This window comes from Nocardia amikacinitolerans NBRC 108937 (assembly GCF_001612615.1).
Taxonomy (GTDB): domain Bacteria; phylum Actinomycetota; class Actinomycetes; order Mycobacteriales; family Mycobacteriaceae; genus Nocardia; species Nocardia amikacinitolerans.
In genome coordinates, this window is record NZ_BDAU01000055.1 from 33,068 (window position 1) to 48,899 (window position 15,832).

Sequence of the window (15,832 nt, forward strand, 5' to 3'; positions counted from 1 at the left end):
ATGCCGATCGACGAGACCCTCGCCGGGTACAGCAACCTCGCCTTCAAATCGGCGTTCGTCATCTACGTGCTCGCGCTCGGCCTGCTGATCGCGCAGTACGCGTCGGTGCAGACGCGCAAGGCCGAGGCGCGCGAACTCGTCACCGTCGGCGGCGGCGCCGGACCGGGCGTACCGGGCAAACTGGCGCCTCCGCCGCGCCGCTCGCGCGCCGAACAGTTCGGCAACATGGCCTTCGCCGTGCTGCTCGTCGGCATCTTCTCGCACCTGGCCTCGATCGTGTTGCGCGGCTTCGCGACCCACCGCTTCCCGCTCGGCAACATGTACGAGTTCATCACCATGGCGTGCGCCGCGGCGCTGATCGTCGGGCTCGGGTTCCTGTACGAGCAGAAGTTCCGCGCCATGTGGGTGTTCCTGCTCGCGCCGGTGCTCGTCCTGATGTTCCTTGCCGGGCAGGTCCTCTACGCCGACGCCGCTCCGGTGGTGCCCGCGCTGAAGTCGTTCTGGCTGCCCATTCACGTCACCGTGGTGAGCGTCGGCAGCGGCATCTTCCTGCTCTCCGGCGTCGCCAGCCTGCTCTTCCTGTACCGGATCCGCCAGCCCGAGGGCCAGGAGTCCGACAACCTGCTCGGCAAGATCGCCCGCCGTCTGCCCGACGCCCGCGCCCTCGACCGCCTCGCCTACAAGACCACCATCATCGGCTTCCCGCTCTTCGGCGCAGGCGTCATCCTCGGCGCCGTCTGGGCCGAAGCCGCCTGGGGCCGCTTCTGGGGCTGGGACCCCAAGGAAACCTGCTCCTTCATCGCGTGGGTCCTCTACGCCGCCTACCTGCACGCCCGCGCCACCTCCGGTTGGCGCGACACCAAAGCGGCCTGGATCAACATCGCCGGCTTCGTCGCGATGCTCTTCAACCTCTTCATCATCAACATCGTCATCTCGGGTCTGCACTCGTACGCCGGGCTGAACTGATAGGGCGTGACCAGCGCATGGGCGATCACGAGCTCGGCCGACGCGGCGGCCTGCTGTGGGGCCTGTCGGAACTACACTGATCACTATGCGCGCCACTCATGAGGAACTCGTCCGGCTGGCTGAAGCCGTGCCCGATGATCAGGTGCAGGCCGCGACGGCGTTCCTTCGTCAGCTCGTGCGGCCGACGACTCGTCGTCAGTTCAGTTGCACAGGAACGCTCAGCGGAGAGCCTGACCTGGCGGAACGGGCGAAAGAGATCGTTCGGGAAGAACTCGACCGGGGCACGGCTGAGTGATCGTTGTCGACACGGGGCCGATCGTGGCCCTGATGAACAGCCGTGACAATCTGCATGTGGTTTGCCGGGATCTGCTCGAGAACGCTCCCGGCCCGCTGCTCGTGCCCGCACCCGTATTCACCGAGGTGTGCATCCTGTTGGAGAGCCGTCGCGGCACCGCGACCGAGCTCAAGTTCGTTCGGGATGTGGCCAACGGGCTGTTCACGGTCGTTGAGATGACGTCCGCGGACCTCGAGCGGATTTGTGAACTCCTGGGCAAGTACGCCGATCTGCCGCTCGGCACGGTGGACGCCTCCGTTGTGGCTGTGGCCGAACGATTCCCGGTCACCGCCGTCGCCACGCTGGACCGCAAGCACTTCTCCATCGTCCAGTCGAAGGCCGGTCAGCTGCTGCTCGTGCCGTGACTTCGCGGCACGTAGGTCATTCATCCGCCGGCCTGAACTGACCGGCGTCGCATAGCGCCTTCCAGAAGATGGGCGCTATCGCCATGCTCTCGGACCGATCGAAATGCTGGAATCGGCGTGATCTCGGTGGTGGTGAGTCCGGTTCGTCCGGGCTTGCTGGACGGCGTCGAGATGTGTGGGTGGCGGCGAACGCAGGGGGCGTTCGTGGCCTGCTCGTCCGTTGGGTAATCCTCCTGGACCAGGGGAAATTCAGGGCCCCGCGGCGGTCTTCGCATTTCGCGGCAGCGGCAGTGACGGAATGTGCTAGGAAATTGCCGGGCAACGACGTCGAATCCAAAAACCTTGTCCCCCAATCGGTTCCCGATTGTTCACTATCTCACAAGAGTTGCTTTGCCGATCTTGCAGCGGCTACCAATAGGGCGTTCACATCGCACGACACGACGTTCGATTCGTCCACGTGGGGGGTGGTCGGGGGTCGGGAGGGAGAAATGATTTCAATGTTGCATCGCGCTGCCATGCGGGTCGGTCGGAAGGCGCTCATCGGGGCGCTGCCGCTGGTCGTGGCGACTACGTTCGCGGGGGCCGGGGCCGCGTCGGCCGATAGCCACGCCGATCAGCAGGCACGGTTGGCCTCGGCGATCTCGACGTCGGAGTCGGCCGGCGAGCTCGGGTTCCGCACCACGGTCGCGCCGGACCTGAGCACCGTCTCGGCGACGCTGGACGCCGGAACGTTCCAGCTGGGGGACACCTCGATCAAGGTCGTGGACAAGGCGGGCGCGGCGGTTTCCGAGCTGCCGCTCGAGCTGGCCATGCCGTCCGGCGCCAAGATCGCCTTGGACGCCGAGGTGTCCGACGACGGTCGCGCACTGTCGGTGAAGACTCCCGAAGTCTCGGCCGCGACGGGCGCCGAGCTGAAGGACATCGCGACCAACCCGCACGCGCAGTACCCGGATCCGGTCATGAACGGTGCGGCCGCGGGCGCGGGCGCCGGTGCTGTCCTCGCCCTGATCACCTGCATCCCGACCGTGGCGGCCTTCGTTGTCGGTTACATCGCGTGTGCCGCGGTCTGGGGGGTGTCCACCGCCGTCATCGGCGCCGTCATCGGCGCCCTCGTCGGCACGGCCATGCCCGACGTCATCCCGCAGGTCCTGCCCTGACACCCAGCGGCTGACCGAATCCAAGAAGGGCCTTGCGGCGGACACGATCCGCCGCAGGGCTCTTCTTCTTGCTCGATCCTTCTTGATCATTCGCCTGCTCGACCGCGCTTTCGCCGGAAGGTCTAATCTGTAGAGAAGTCAGGCCCGTGCTGGAAGGAAGGACAACGTGAGTGTCGCCCACGAACACACCTTCGGTCCATACACGGTCTATGACCTCGATGCCCTGCCCGACGAGGGCAAGGGATACGAGCTCGCCGACGGTTGGTTGATCCCGTTGTCGCCGAGCCCGCGGCACGACATGGCCGCCGATATTCTGCGTGACCTGCTCCGCTCGGCCGCTCGAGCCGCGGGTGCACACGTCTATGTTCAGGCGCCGATGGATATCTCGACGCCCGCCGGAATTCGCAAGCCCGACGTCGGCGTGCTCGACCGTGACGCCGCTCGCGCCGCTCACGAGCAGAACGCTCGAACCTTCTACGGGCGCGATGTGCTGCTCGCCGCCGAGATCGTTTCCCGCCGCAGCGGTAGCGAGCAGGTCGACCGGGTCGACAAGGTCATCGACTATGCCCACACGGGTATCGAGCACTACTGGATCATCGATCTCGAGCCGCGCCCCCGGGTCGAGCTCTACCGACTCCGTGAATCCGCTTACGAGTGTGTGGGCACCGTCTACGCGGGACATCGGCTCGATGTCGAAAAGCCGTTCCCCATCGCGTTCGATCCCGCCGAACTCCTGGACGTCGACCAAGACTGGTAGCGGACCGCGACCGCGCACTGCTGTCACTTGCGATTGCGGCTGGATCAAGGTTGTTCTGGCTAGTCTGCATTGGTGGTCGCAATCATCCGGCTCGATGCCGCCGAGGCCCGCAAGTGGGCGTGGGGCCTACTAGGCCAGAACCGTCGTCGACGGCTCACAATCGAACTGCTGGCTCATGACAACGCGGACCTGACCGATTTCCTTCCGGTCACCGCAGTCTTTGTCGCACAACGGGATAGCCTGTACGAAACCCCGTACAGGCAGTGGGTTCTTCGCGGCGTAGACGCGTCGGATGCGGTCGTGATTGCTGTCGGTCGGCTGAAGGCAGGAAGGAAGCAAACACCCGTCGACTGGATTCATTCCGTCGATCCGATCGGCCCGCTCAGAAGTCCCTTCGCGCTGAAAGAACTTGTGACGGGATCGGGATCTGCGCATCCACTGCGCCCGATCATTGCTTCTGAACGACGCGTCGTTCGGTTGCGGGACTGGGACAGCGCGGGGTTCTTGCAGGCGCTACTCAGCAGATGCAACGAGGTGGATCGTGCCGATGTCAAACGGGTGATACAGGCGTCGAGCCCAAGGTTGCACTCTAGTCAGGTATCCGATGTACTTGCGCAAGAGCGCGATGCGACGATCACCGCGATGAAAGTATCGGGAGTAGTCGACAACCTCGAGGAGTTGCGCAGCGTCCCTGACGACGATAGCGATCCCGCCCCTTTTCTTGGGCGGGTGCTGGCCGCCCGGCGCGAAAATTCGGGCGGGTACGTGGACGCGTCCGCAATTCATCAGCTTGAAGACTCGATCATCGCGGCAGACGCACGGCAGATTTTCGATTGGGTTGGCCAACAAACGGACCATGCAGCGGCGATGGTGTTCACTAACGCAAACGGGCGTCAGCTCACGGTGATCAACGCCAACCGCCTTGGGATCGAGGCAGCGCTAGGTGCTGATTTGGTCTACTACAACAAACACTGCCGCGCGTACGTTCTGGTGCAGTACAAGATGTTGTCGGCGGAAGGCAGCCGGGTCGAGATGTCGAACTGGCGCTACCGGCCGGATGCAAGGTTCCGGGCTCAACTCGAACGGATGATGCGCGTTGAGAATCACCAACGGCAGCAAGACAATTCGGCGCTAGGACACCTTGCGTATCGCCTTGGTCCGCCTCTGACGTACTTCAAGTTTTGTCGACACGATGCTGGACTGGACAGTGGAACCAGACTCATGACTGGCTCGTACGTGCCGACGGACTATGTGAAGATGCTGATCGAAGCGATGAGTGGTCCGAAAGGCGGCGCTGTCCTCGATGCTGGCGGGATACGGGAACGAGCGCTGGACAACAATGCCTTCATTTCACTTGTGCGCACGTCCTTGATCGGGTCCAGCGGCGCTACCACCGACGAATTGTGTCGGGTACTCGCGGAGTCGTTGCAGGGAGATCGCAGTGTGGTGTTCGCTATGCCCGCCGCAGGACCTGACATGTGAACCACAGGCACTAGATCGAGCTTTCCGGAGCCCATACCTGACTGAACTACTGATTGCTTGCGCGACGGCATACCTAGCTGAGCTGCTGCCACAGCATGGCCCTGGGCGCCTCTAACCGGGGCGAACAGCCGCCGCGCCAGTCGCCCGCCCACGCGCAAATATGCAGAAGGAGGCCCGCGGCTCGGTCCGTACTGTCTAGCGGGTGCAGCGTCGGGCGATGCTGGCCGTCTCCGGGCGACGGCGTTAGCTGTGCGAGACTGCCGATATGTCGAGGCTTCGGGTTGCGGTGTTGGCGTCGGGTAGGGGATCGAATTTGCGTGCGCTGCACAAGGCTTCGCTGGAGGGGGAGGCGCGGTTCGGGGTGAGCCTGGTGATCGGGAACAACAGTGCCGCGGGGGCAATGGAGTATGCGCGGGAGGTGGGGATCCCCGCGGTGCATCTGTCCGGGCGGACGCATCCGGATCCCGACGAGCTGGATGAGGCGATGCGGGCGGCGCTCGTCGCGCACGGTACGGGTCTGGTCGTGACGGCCGGATACATGAAGAAGCTCGGGCCGCGAACGCGCCGGGAGTTCGACTCGCGCATCATCAACGTCCACCCGGCGCTGCTGCCGCGACACGGCGGGAAAGGCATGTACGGCAACGCTGTTCACGAGGCGGTGCTCGCCGCTGGCGATCAGGTGTCCGGCGCGACAGTGCACTTCGTGACCGAGGAATACGACGCGGGCGCGATCATCGCGCAGAGCGAGGTGCCGGTACTGGCCGACGACACCCCCGAGTCGCTGGCCGAGCGAGTCCTGGCCGCCGAACACCTGCTGCTTCCGACGGTCGTCCAAATCATCGCGACCCGCGACGCCGCACCGGTCGAACTCTGAGAGTCCAGTCGGACATCGACCCCGCCTCCACTGTGGCAGGATCGGCCGGGTGAGTGGGGAGAACGCCTCGGGGGCGGAGCAGTCTTGGCCCGATCGGTGGCGATGGGACGAGAAGCGGGCGCGAGACTACGAACGCCGCGGCTGGGCGGGCGTGTGGGTCGAGGAGACCGAGCACGACGGCCTGCGAGAATCCGGGCTATTTCTGGCGATGAGCAAGCCGCACAAGGTGTTCGGCGTGCTGGCGGCGATTGTCGGCATGGTTCTGCTCGCGGTCGCCGGAGGGAACGCGGTCGCCGCGGTCGTCGAGCGCACCTGGTTCGGCCTGGGGGCTTTGGTGGTCGTCGGCCCGCTCGGCGTGGTGGCGTTGCTGTTCGCGTACCTGATTCTGCGCGGACGTCGTGGTGTCGTACCCGGACTTCTCGTCACGCCGACTCGGATCCTCTTTCGCGACAACGCGGGCGAGGTCTTCGCGATCCCGTGGCGGGACGTCTCGCGAATCGAGGCGCGCATCCTGAAACAAGGCGCGGGCACCTACTTCAACCTCATCGCGATCGAAGCGGATCCGACCGCTGAGGTTTGGGAGTCCGTCAACCCCACTCTCCGGCGACTGGCGCGCAAACGCGACGATCGCGCCCTGGTGAAGGTGCAGGACAAAGGCCTGCTGATGAACCCGCTGATCGCGTACCACCTGCTGCGGCACTACTTGGCGAATCCCGAGCAGCGTCGCGACATCTGCCGGGCGGCACCGGTCGATCAGCGCTGACACCGCGCCGGTCGGACACTGAAGCCGCGCACTGTCGGTACGCGCCGAGGAGCCGCACGTTCGGAAGGATGGCGGGCTCGACGGCCGCGATCCACCGACCGGCGCGTGTCTCGGGGGATGAACAGGTCAGCCGGACGCGACGCTACCGCCCCCGTAGCACCGGCCCGTTCAGCGCTCGGTGGTCCCGTCCCCGTCGGGATGCTCCTGCCGCGAGATCCGCCACAGGAACTCGGGGTCGTCGTCGGGTCCGAGAATCCGCTTGCGCTGGGGTGAACGTGGAGTCCATCCACCCTCCCGCACGGGGCCGAACGCCTTCCAGCACAACACCGCGACAGCCACAATGGCGATGAGTGCCAACAGGTACGTCACGTTCGCTCACCTCCTGCTATCGAGGGTAGCCGTGCGCGACGTCGGAGCACACCGCGGAGACGAAATAGCTCGACATGACCGGGCGCGGGCATCGAAGCCCGCGCCTCGGCCGGTCGTTCAGCGGGTGGGGGTTGCTTCCGTGGTCAGCGACTTCAGCAACTGGAGCACCTCGGATTCCCGGAATCGGCGATGCCCGCCCGGCGTGCGCAGCGAGCCGAGGCGCCCGGCGTGGGCCCAACGAGTGACGGTCTTCGGGTCGACGTGGAACAGGGCAGCCACTTGGCCGGGTGTCAGCAGAGTGTCCTGGCCGCCGACGGTGATCGCAGTCATAGCAAACCTCTCCGTTCTCGACAGTTCCCTCATCAGATGAGCGCCATCGTTGCACCCCGACCCCTAGGTACGCGAACCACCTACAGTTGGTAAAGGCGAAGTAATGGACAAAAAGGATCGGCGTCCGACCTCGGGAACGGGAGTGGGCCGAGGGCGAGCAACAGCTTCGCATACCCTGGTTCTCGTGAGCGACTCCACTCGTCCGGACGGTGCATCGTCCCAGCCCACCGCGCGTCCCGGCCGCAGGCTGGCCGTGAACCTGGCGCTGTACACCCTGGCCAGGCTCGCGCTCGTCGCGGCGATCACCGCGCTGATCTGGCTGGCCGCGCGCCTGATCTCGGTGGAGATCCCGATCATCGTTGCCGCGCTGTTCGCGCTGATCATCGCGATGCCGCTGTCGCTGACGCTGTTCAAGAAGCTGCGCGCCAAGGTCAACGAGGACATCGCGGTGGTCGACGAGAAGCGCCGCAGGGACAAGGCGCAATTGCGCGCGCGCCTACGGGGTGAGGACGGGCCCGAGGCGGGCAAGTGAAGTACTGCGATCGCAGCGCCCCGCGCGACTGGGTCGACAACGCGGTGCGGCTGATCGACGCCGACGCCCAGCGCTCCGCCGACACGCATCTGCTGCGCTATCCGCTGCCGGTCGAGTGGAACATCCAGCTCTACCTCAAGGACGAGTCCACCCACATCACCGGCAGCCTCAAGCATCGCCTGGCCCGTTCGCTGTTCCTCTACGCGATCTGCAACGGCTGGGTTACCGAGGGCACCACGGTGGTGGAGGCGTCCTCCGGCTCGACCGCGGTGAGCGAGGCCTATTTCGCCAAGCTGCTCGGTCTGGAGTTCGTGGCGGTGATGCCGGCGAGCACGTCGCCGCAGAAGGTCGCGCTGATCGAAGCGCAGGGTGGCCGTTGCCATTTCGTGCAGCGTCCGCCGGACATGTACACCGAGGCGGCGCGCCTGGCCGCCGAATGCGGCGGCCACTACATGGACCAGTTCACCCACGCCGAGCGGGCCACCGACTGGCGCGGCAACAACAACATCGCCGAGTCCATCTTCGAGCAGATGACGCTGGAGACGCACCCCGTGCCGGAGTGGATCGTGGCCGGAGCGGGCACCGGCGGCACCAGCGCCACCATCGGTCGCTACATCCGCTACCGCAGGCACGCGACCAAGCTGGCCGTCGTCGATCCGGAGAACTCCGCTTTCTACGGCGGCTACGAGACCGGCGACGCCGGCTATCAGACGGGCATGCCCTCGCGGATCGAAGGAATCGGCCGCCCTCGGGTGGAGCCCTCGTTCGTCGGGCAGGTGGTGGACCGGATGATCGAGGTCCCCGACGTCGCCTCCATCGCCGCCATGCGGCACGCCAGCCGGCTGCTCGGCCGCCGCGTCGGCGGGTCGACCGGCACCAATCTGTGGGGCGTGTTCCACCTGATCTCGAAAATGCTCGCCGCTGGACGCAGCGGCAGCGTGGTCACCCTGCTTTGCGACGGCGGAGATCGTTACGCGGGAACGTATTTCGATGACGAGTGGGTCACCGCGCAGGGCATGAGCCTTGCCGAGCCGACGGCCGTCCTCGACGAATTCCACGCCACCGGTATCTGGAACGGTTAGGCAGCCCCCCGGCCGTCGCGCATCCCGCCGCGTTCCTCCCATAGCGAAAAGCCGGTGCCGCATGTCTGTTGTCGTCAATTTTTGTTGACACGGGTCCGTTGCGTCAATCAAAATTGACGACATGACTGAGGCAACCACCCTGGCGGCCGCCGCGGGCAGTCCCGACCCCAAAGTCGGGCTGCGCGCCGTGCTCGCACTGCGTCGGCTGCTCGAACGGCTGGAGGCGATCCAGGTGACCAACGCCCGCGCGCAGGGCTGGTCCTGGCAGGCGATCGCCGACGCGCTCGAGGTCAGCAAACAGGCGGTCCACCAGAAGTACAACCGGAAAGGCAGGGGCTGATGTTCGAACGGTTCAGCAGGGCGGCGCGGACGGCCGTGGTGATCGCGCAGGAAGACGCTCGCGAGCTGCGGTCGCCGACCATCGAGGTCGAGCACGTGCTGCTCGGTCTGCTCGCGCAGGGCGAACCCGAGCTGAAGGCGCTACTCGCCGAAGCCGGTCTCACCCATGAAAGTGCGCGCAGCGCGTTGAGCGCCAAGGGGCGCGGCGAGCCGCTCGGTCCCGAGGACGCGGAGGCGCTGCGCTCAATCGGCATCGACCTGGACGCGGTCCGCGAATCACTGGAGGCGGGCTTCGGCGCGGACGCGCTGGACCGGCCGGTGCCGGAGGAGCGGCGCGGGTTCTTCGGACGTTCCCGGTGGAGCGGCAACCACATCCCGTTCACCAAGGACGCGAAGAAGGTGCTCGAGCTCTCGCTGCGAGAAGCCCTCGCGCGCAAAGACAAGAGCATCGAGTCGGGACACGTGCTTCTCGGCATCCTGCGCGCGCCGAATCAGACCACCGTCGGGCTGTTCGGCGGTTCCGGCCCGATCCAGGACCTGCGACCGAAGGTGCACGCGTTGCTCGACCGCGCCGCCTAACGCGTCACGAAAAATGTTTCTCCCCAGCGGCGGCCGGTGCGCGCACTTAGCATGTGCGCATGCAGCTAGTGCTTCGCTTGATCATCAACGCGGTCGCCATCTGGTTGGCCGCCGCCTGGGTGAGTGGTATCGACATCCTCAGCCCAGAGGAGAACGGCACCGCGGGAAAGGTTGTCGTCGCGCTCATCATCGCGGCCATCTTCACCGTGGTCAACGCGCTGGTGAAGCCGCTCGTGAAGCTGCTGTCGCTGCCACTGATCATGCTGACCCTCGGCCTGTTCCTGCTCCTGATCAACGCCTTGATGCTCTGGCTCACCGCGGAGATCACCGAACTCGCCGAAACCACCGACTTCGGCCTGGTGGTGGACGGTTTCTGGGCCGCGGTCCTCGGCGGCATCATCATCTCGCTGGTGAACTGGGTGCTCGGAGTCCTCGTCCCCGACAACGACTGACCCGAGAGCTTCGGCCGCTGGCATCGACCGGCTCGGCCAAATGGCTCAGAACACCAGTGTCATTCCGCCCGCCCGGTGCAGATGGGCGCGGAACCGACGGCTGGCCGCCGGGTAAACCGCAGTGCGCGTCCGGGTCCCACAAAAGCATTGCACGCGACACAAAGCCGGTGCCTATGTGAGGCGTATGAAAGCTGTGTGGGCCTGACGCAAGAGGGCGTGCAATCGCGGTGCAAGGGCCGTGCAAGTGGGGCCCGAGAGAGTTCGGGGTATGAATTCTTTCGCACCACATGTGGCGCTCGCAGTCGAGGCGGACGCGCTGGTCAAGGTGTTCGGGGAGCAGCGGGCCGTGGACGGGGTGAGTCTCGCGGTGCCGCAGGGCTCGGTGTACGGGGTGCTCGGGCCGAACGGCGCGGGCAAGACCACCACCATCCGGATGCTCTCGACGCTGCTGCGCCCCGACGGCGGGCGGGCCAGGATCTTCGGCCACGACGTGGTCGCCGAACCGACCGCGGTCCGGTCGCTGCTCGGGCTCACCGGCCAGTACGCCTCGGTCGACGAGGATCTGACCGCCACCGAGAACCTGATCGTCTTCTCCCGCCTGCTCGGCATGAGCCGGGCCGAATCGCGGCGTAAGGCAAGCGAACTGCTCGAGGAGTTCGACCTCGTCGAGGCGGCGAACAAGCCGCTGAAGAACTTCTCCGGCGGTATGCGCCGCCGCCTCGACCTCGCGGCCAGCCTGATCGCCACCCCGCCGCTGCTGTTCCTCGACGAACCGACCACCGGTCTCGATCCGCGCACCCGCGCGCAGATGTGGGACACCATCCGCCGTCTGGTCCGCGAGGGCGCGACGGTGCTGCTCACCACCCAGTACCTGGACGAGGCCGATCAGCTGGCCGACCGGATCGCCGTGATCGACCACGGCAAGGTGATCGCCGACGGTACCGCCGACGAACTCAAGGCCTCGGTCGGCGGCTCCTCGCTGCACCTGACCCTGATCGATCGGGACCAGCTCGCCGAAGCCCGCCGCATCGTCGGCGATTTCCTCGGCGTCGACGCCCAGATCACCCCGGAGGCAGGCCGACTCACCGCGCCGCTTCCGGACGCGAGCGTCACCACCGACCTGCTGATCCGGCTGCGCGAATGGGACGTCGCGATCGACGAGATCACCGTGAGCAAGCCGAGCCTGGACGAGGTCTTCCTGACCATCACCGGCCACCCGGCCGACGACGACGAACGGAGCGCGGCATGACGACACTGACCGCACCATCGACCGGCCGCACCGCGAAGCCGACCCGAATCCCCGAGGCGCACAACCGCATCGGCGTCCGCCAGACGGTATCCACCTCGCTGACGATGGCCTACCGCGGCATCCTCAAGATCAAGCACAAGCCCGAGCAGCTGTTCGACGTGACGATCCAGCCGATCCTGTTCACGGCGCTGTTCACCTACATCTTCGGCGGCGCCATCGCGGGCAATGTGCACGACTACCTGCCCATCCTCATCCCGGGCATCCTGGTGCAGACCGTGGTGCTCACCTCCGTGGTCACCGGCACCCAGCTGCGCGAGGACATGGACAAAGGCGTCTTCGATCGCTTCAAATCCCTTCCGATCGCGCGCATCTCGGCGCTCGCCGGTGCGCTGATCGCCGACATGGTGCGCTACGGCATCGCCACCCTGCTCACCGTGATCGTCGGTCTGTGCCTCGGCTACCGTCCTGGCGGCGGTGTGCTCGGCGTGCTGGCCGCCGCGGTGGTCATCGTGCTGTGTTCCTTTGCGATCAGCTGGATCTGGGCGCTGGTCGGCGTCACCGGCAAGAGCGCGGCCTCGGTGCAGGGCATTTCGATGATGGTGATGTTCCCGCTGACCTTCATGTCCGGCGCGTTCGCCCCGGTGAGCACGATGCCGGGCTGGATGCAGGCCATCGACCACGCGAACCCGGTGTACTACATGGTCAACACGTGCCGAGAGTTGATGAACGGCAACGTGTACGGCAGCAACTTGGCGTGGTCGCTGCTCGGCTCGGCGGCGGTGATCGCGATCTTCGCGCCGCTGACGGTGGTGGCGTACATGCGCAGGGCCTGATCGAGCGCCGCGGCCGGAACCCGAAGAGGTTCCGGCCTTCGGCGTTCCCGCGGTAGACGGACTGGGCTCTAGTCGCCCTGCGCTCCACTGAACTCACGCAGCAGCGCGATGATTCGTGCGGCTCCGGTCCTGCGGCGAAGCGCGGCGGCCGAGCGCAGGGCGGCGCTCATTCGCTCCGCGCCCACCCGCGGCCGGTGCAACTCCAGGTGTCGTTCCACCATCATCGACGGATAGTCCTGTCGGGCAACGACCTTCGCGGCGAGCGCGAGCAGTTCTATGCCGAGGTCGGAGCCCGGATCGACCGCCAGCAGATACGAGCCGACACCGCAGGCCACCGCGCCGATCTGCGGCAAGTCGTAGTACTGGGCAAGGCGGCCCGCCGCGCCCGCGGCCAATTCGGCGGCCAGTTCCGTCGCGGCATCGACACGTCCGTAGAGGACGTGCGCGCCGACCATGGCACCGGCCAACATCAGCCCGCCGGGCCCCGGCGTCAGCTCGTCCTCTGGCCAGCCGAGCAGGTTCAGCGACCGCCGGTAGTACCGCATGCCCGCATCGATATCCCCTTCGGCGAGCGCGAGTTCCGCGACGCCTGCCGCCACCGTGGCCAGTCGGTGGTTGCGCCGGATGTTGGGATCGTCGATCGGCGGGACATGAGCCGGATCGTCGGAAGAGTCGAGCGCGAAGGACAATTCCGCGCGCGCCTGATCCACCCGGCCGATGCCGATCAGCGCGACCGCGAGGTAGCTGCGAATCTCCACGATCTCCTCGTGAGCCCGCAGGATGCGCAGCGCTTCGACGGCGCGGCGGTAATAGTCCACCGACTCGGCGTAGCGCGCCGTCTGACCGCCGAGCTGGCCGAGGTGCTGGCAGACCATCGCCGTTCCCCACAGATCGGCGGGCTCGACGAGCCGGAGCGCGCCGAGCGAGTCGCGCGCCGAGCCGTGCACGTCGCCCTGGTTCTCCCTGAGATTCGCCCGCGCGATGAGGGCGGCGGCACGCACGTCCGGATCGGGCGAGCGCGCGCCCTCGGCGAGCTTGCGCGCCACGCCCTTTCCGGAGGCGTCCGCGATGAGCAGGTCGCCCAGGAGACGCAGCCCGGGGTTCATATCCACCGCGGTGCGCAGCAGTGTGCGGGCCCGCGAACGCACCGCCGCCATCGGACGCAGGTCGGAGTTCAGGTAGATCATGTGCAGGCCGATCACCACGCTCGCCAGCATTCGCAGATCCGCGACGACGCCGCGCGCGGGGCCTGGTTCGGGCGTGAGGCGCAGCACGCGCGGCGCCCACGACGTCAACTCCAGGTGCGCACCGCGCATCATCCACAGCATCGCGGCGACCGGGAACACGCGATAGACCGTCGCCGAATCGCCCCGATCCAGCGCGTGGCGCAGCACGGCGACGAGGTTGTCCAGTTCGGCGCCGACGGACAGCACCGTGCTCACCTGATCGTCGGTGCGGTAGCGCCGGGCGGCCGCGACCGTGTATTCGGACGCCCAGCGCGACATGCGCCGCATCACCAGCTCGCCCTCGTCAGCGGCGGTCAGCTGTTCCTCACCGAATTCGCGGACGGTTTCCAGCATCCGGTAGCGCGTGCCGCCCTCGTCCTCGAGCACGGTGAGCAGCGACTGGCCGACAAGGCCGTCCACCGCGGCCGTCACGTCGTCGACGTCCGCGCCGCCCGCCACCGACTCCGCGGCGGGCAGCGTGAAACCGGCTGGGAATCGGCACATTCGGCGCAGCGTCGCCTGCTGCGGCGGATCCAGCAGGTTCCAGCTCCACGCGATCACCGCGTGCAGCGTGCGATGACGTTCCGGCGAGGAGCGGTCGCCGCCGCGCAACAGCGCGAACCGGTGCTCGAGCCGGGACTCGATCTCCTCCACGCTCATGGTTCTGACGCGGGCCGCGGCCAATTCGATGGCCAGCGGCAGGCCGTCGAGCATCGCGCACAGCCGCGCGACGGCGTCCGGATCCAAGCGAACCGTCGGACGTACCGCGCGTGCTCGCGCGTTGAACAGGTCGGTGGCGGGCGAGCCCGCGGCGTCGATGGACAAGGGCGCCAAGGGATAGACGCTCTCCGCGCTGATGGCCAGCGGGGCGCGGCTGGTGGTCAGCACCGTCAGCTGCTCGCAGCTGCCGATCAGGTCGGCGACGACCTCGGCGACCGCATCGATGAGATGTTCGCAGTTGTCCAGGATCAGCAGCATCGGCCGGGCCGAGAGCGCGTCCCGCAGCCGCCGCCCGGTGTCGATTCGCCCTTGGCGCAACAGACCCGGCTCGCGCACCACCTCGCCGATGCCGAGCGTCGTGCTGATCGCGGACTCGATGTCGGCGCGCGCGTCCGCGACGGAAGTCGAGCGCACCGAGGCGAGTTCGACGAGCACCACGGATTCGCGCCGCGCCACCCTCGCACCGACTTCGTTGGCGACCCGAGTCTTCCCGGTGCCGCCAGGCCCGAGCACGGTGACCACCCGGGCGGCGCGCAGCAGCTCGACCAGTTCGTCGAGGTCGCCGTCCCTGCCCAGCAGTGCGTTCGGCGCGGCGCGCAAGCCGATGGCGTCGCGTGGCGTCGGGAGCCCTGCCCCACCAGACTCGTGCAGCGGAGCAGTCGAGTCGACCGACGCGAAGGCTCCCGTCCCGGTCGACGCGCGGTGATCCCGCACATTTGCGACAGCGCCGCCCGGCCAACTCGCGGCGGCACCAGCCGGTCCGTTCCCAGCCGGACCGGCCAACCCACTTGCGGCGGCATCGTGCGGTCCTGTCGTGGCCGCATTGCCCGGCCCGCTCGCGGCGCCACCGGCTGGCACGTTCCCAGCCGGACCGGCCAACCCACCTGCGGCGGCATCGCCCGGTCCTGTCGCGGCGGCATTGCCCGCGCTCGCGGCGCCACTGGCTGGCACGTTCCCGGCCGGACCGGCCAACCCAGCTGCGGCGGCATCGCCCGGTCCTGTCGCGGCGGCACCGCCTGTGCTCGCGGCAGCACCGGCTTGCACGTTCGCGGCTGGGCCGGCCGACCCACCTGCGGCGGCATCGCGCGGTTCTGTCGTGGCGGCATTGCTCGGCCCGCTCGCGGCGGCACTGGCTGGTACGTTCCCGGCCGGACTGGCCAACCCACTTGCGGCGGCATCGTGCGGTCCTGTCGTGGCGGCATTGCCCGGCCCACTCGCGGCGCCACTGGCTGGCGCGTTCCCAGCCGGACTGGCCAACCCACCTGCGGCGGCACCGCGCGGTCCTGTCGCGGCGGCACCGCCTGCGCTCGCGGCAGCACCGGCTGGCTCGTTCGCGGGCGAACTGGCGAACCCACTTGCGGTGGCACCGTCTGCGCTGGCGCCGGCACCGGCTGGTCCGTTCCCAGCCGGACCGGCGAACCCG

18 protein-coding genes are annotated in these 15,832 nt (G+C 67.3%); 15 read left to right on the forward strand and 3 right to left on the reverse strand.

Going from position 1 to position 15,832, the window contains the following annotated elements:
* The 8 genes from ccsB (at position 1) to NAM01S_RS31040 (ending at position 6,698) form a co-directional block, all read left to right on the forward strand.
* Complete coding sequence (gene ccsB, locus NAM01S_RS31005) at positions 1–966, forward strand: c-type cytochrome biogenesis protein CcsB (protein ID WP_067792139.1); 966 nt, start codon at positions 1–3, stop codon at positions 964–966.
* Between the two features lie 85 nt (positions 967–1,051).
* On the forward strand, positions 1,052–1,261 hold the full coding sequence (locus NAM01S_RS31010; RefSeq protein WP_067792141.1) for a hypothetical protein: 210 nt from the start codon (positions 1,052–1,054) through the stop codon (positions 1,259–1,261).
* The gene (locus NAM01S_RS31015) at positions 1,258–1,665 is read left to right on the forward strand and encodes a type II toxin-antitoxin system VapC family toxin (protein WP_067792144.1); all 408 of its coding nucleotides are present in this window, start codon (positions 1,258–1,260) and stop codon (positions 1,663–1,665) included. The genes NAM01S_RS31010 and NAM01S_RS31015 overlap by 4 nt, the downstream gene beginning before the upstream one ends.
* A 488-nt stretch (positions 1,666–2,153) precedes the next feature.
* On the forward strand, positions 2,154–2,822 hold the full coding sequence (locus NAM01S_RS31020) for a DUF8020 domain-containing protein (RefSeq protein WP_157107989.1): 669 nt from the start codon (positions 2,154–2,156) through the stop codon (positions 2,820–2,822).
* Between the two features lie 166 nt (positions 2,823–2,988).
* The gene (locus NAM01S_RS31025; protein WP_067792150.1) at positions 2,989–3,579 is read left to right on the forward strand and encodes a Uma2 family endonuclease; all 591 of its coding nucleotides are present in this window, start codon (positions 2,989–2,991) and stop codon (positions 3,577–3,579) included.
* Between the two features lie 72 nt (positions 3,580–3,651).
* Entirely contained in the window at positions 3,652–5,061 is a 1,410-nt protein-coding gene (locus NAM01S_RS31030; RefSeq protein ID WP_157107990.1) for a hypothetical protein, read from the forward strand.
* Positions 5,062–5,326: 265 nt separating this feature from the next.
* Entirely contained in the window at positions 5,327–5,935 is a 609-nt protein-coding gene (gene purN, locus NAM01S_RS31035; protein ID WP_067792156.1) for a phosphoribosylglycinamide formyltransferase, read from the forward strand.
* Between the two features lie 49 nt (positions 5,936–5,984).
* A complete protein-coding gene (locus NAM01S_RS31040) occupies positions 5,985–6,698 on the forward strand; it encodes a hypothetical protein (RefSeq protein ID WP_067792159.1) in 714 nt (237 codons plus the stop codon).
* A gap of 168 nt (positions 6,699–6,866) precedes the next feature.
* On the opposite strand, the gene NAM01S_RS31045 is transcribed toward NAM01S_RS31040, so the two are convergent.
* Positions 6,867–7,067 (reverse strand): hypothetical protein, encoded by a 201-nt coding sequence (locus tag NAM01S_RS31045; RefSeq protein ID WP_067792162.1) that lies wholly within the window; start codon positions 7,065–7,067, stop codon positions 6,867–6,869.
* Positions 7,068–7,184: 117 nt separating this feature from the next.
* Positions 7,185–7,397, reverse strand: a complete 213-nt coding sequence (locus NAM01S_RS31050; protein WP_067792165.1) for a BldC family transcriptional regulator — start codon at positions 7,395–7,397, stop codon at positions 7,185–7,187.
* 184 nt (positions 7,398–7,581) lie between these two features.
* Between NAM01S_RS31050 and NAM01S_RS31055 the strand changes: the two genes are divergently transcribed.
* From NAM01S_RS31055 to NAM01S_RS31085, 7 genes are all read left to right on the forward strand, one after another.
* Complete coding sequence (locus NAM01S_RS31055) at positions 7,582–7,929, forward strand: DUF4229 domain-containing protein (protein WP_067792167.1); 348 nt, start codon at positions 7,582–7,584, stop codon at positions 7,927–7,929.
* Positions 7,926–9,011: an L-cysteine desulfhydrase Cds1 gene (gene cds1 / locus NAM01S_RS31060; protein WP_067792170.1), complete on the forward strand. Its 1,086-nt coding sequence runs from the start codon at positions 7,926–7,928 to the stop codon at positions 9,009–9,011. The genes NAM01S_RS31055 and cds1 overlap by 4 nt, the downstream gene beginning before the upstream one ends.
* Before the next feature lie 121 nt (positions 9,012–9,132).
* On the forward strand, positions 9,133–9,351 hold the full coding sequence (locus tag NAM01S_RS31065; protein WP_067792172.1) for a hypothetical protein: 219 nt from the start codon (positions 9,133–9,135) through the stop codon (positions 9,349–9,351).
* Positions 9,351–9,929 (forward strand): Clp protease N-terminal domain-containing protein, encoded by a 579-nt coding sequence (locus NAM01S_RS31070; protein ID WP_067792174.1) that lies wholly within the window; start codon positions 9,351–9,353, stop codon positions 9,927–9,929. Before NAM01S_RS31065 ends, NAM01S_RS31070 begins: the two co-directional genes overlap by 1 nt.
* A gap of 59 nt (positions 9,930–9,988) precedes the next feature.
* The gene (locus NAM01S_RS31075; protein WP_067792177.1) at positions 9,989–10,381 is read left to right on the forward strand and encodes a phage holin family protein; all 393 of its coding nucleotides are present in this window, start codon (positions 9,989–9,991) and stop codon (positions 10,379–10,381) included.
* Between the two features lie 268 nt (positions 10,382–10,649).
* On the forward strand, positions 10,650–11,630 hold the full coding sequence (locus tag NAM01S_RS31080) for an ATP-binding cassette domain-containing protein (RefSeq protein WP_067792179.1): 981 nt from the start codon (positions 10,650–10,652) through the stop codon (positions 11,628–11,630).
* Positions 11,627–12,463 carry an ABC transporter permease gene (locus NAM01S_RS31085; protein WP_067792182.1) on the forward strand — a complete coding sequence of 279 codons (837 nt, stop codon included), beginning with the start codon at positions 11,627–11,629 and terminating at the stop codon, positions 12,461–12,463. The genes NAM01S_RS31080 and NAM01S_RS31085 overlap by 4 nt, the downstream gene beginning before the upstream one ends.
* 68 nt (positions 12,464–12,531) lie before the next feature.
* On the opposite strand, the gene NAM01S_RS31090 is transcribed toward NAM01S_RS31085, so the two are convergent.
* A complete protein-coding gene (locus tag NAM01S_RS31090; protein ID WP_067792185.1) occupies positions 12,532–15,009 on the reverse strand; it encodes an ATP-binding protein in 2,478 nt (825 codons plus the stop codon).
* Positions 15,010–15,832 lie beyond the last annotated feature (823 nt).